Source organism: Corallococcus sp. CA054B (assembly GCF_003611625.1).
GTDB lineage: Bacteria > Myxococcota > Myxococcia > Myxococcales > Myxococcaceae > Corallococcus > Corallococcus coralloides.
Map to the genome: position 1 here is coordinate 1 of NZ_RAVY01000418.1, position 741 is coordinate 741.

The 741-nt window shown below is 69.2% G+C and carries 1 protein-coding gene; it reads right to left on the reverse strand.

Annotated elements, in window-relative coordinates:
• Positions 1-741 (reverse strand): AMP-binding protein (locus D7V80_RS41115; protein WP_147447411.1); only part of this gene is annotated, 741 nt, incomplete at both ends.

The following is a 741-nucleotide window of genomic DNA, read 5'->3' on the forward strand; positions in this document are numbered from 1 at the left end:
GCCGAGGACTTCGCCGAAGAGTGCCGCGAGCTTCTGCTCGACCGCACTGCGTGGAGCGACGTGCTCCTCCCGGCTGCTCGTCAGGTCCGGTGCTGGCAGGGACAGCCGGTCCAGCTTCCCGTTGGGCAGCCGCGGCAGCGCCTCCAGCACCGTGTACAGCGTCGGCACCATGTACGTCGGCAGCAGCTCTGACAGGTACTCGCGCACCTGCTTCGGTTCCACCGCCATGCCCGGCCTTGGCACCAGGTAGGCCGTCAGCTGTGCGTTGCTCGCGCCCAACGGCCAGCCCGCCACCACCACCTGCCGAATCGCCGGGTGCGCGCTGGCGGCCTTCTCCACCTGGCGCACGTCCACCCGGTGCCCTCGCACCTTCAGCTCGTAGTCGCGCCGGCCCAGGTACTCCAGCGAGCCGTCCGCCAGCACCCGCACCATGTCTCCCGTGCGGTACAGCCGCGCCCCAGGCTCGCGGGAGTAGGGGTTGGAGATGAAGCGCTCCGCTGTCAGCGCTGGCTGGCCCCAGTACCCTCGGGCCAGTCCCACGCTGTCTACGTGCAGCTCCCCCATCACCCCTACCGGTACCTGCCGCAGCTGCTCGTCCAGCACGTACACCCGCGTATTCGCGATGGGGCGGCCGATGGGCACGAAGACCGTCCCCCCGCCCTCCTGGCTCGCAGGGTGGTACGTCACGTCATTGATTTCCGTGCACCCGTAGTTGTTCCACAGCTGCGCGCCTGGAAGCTT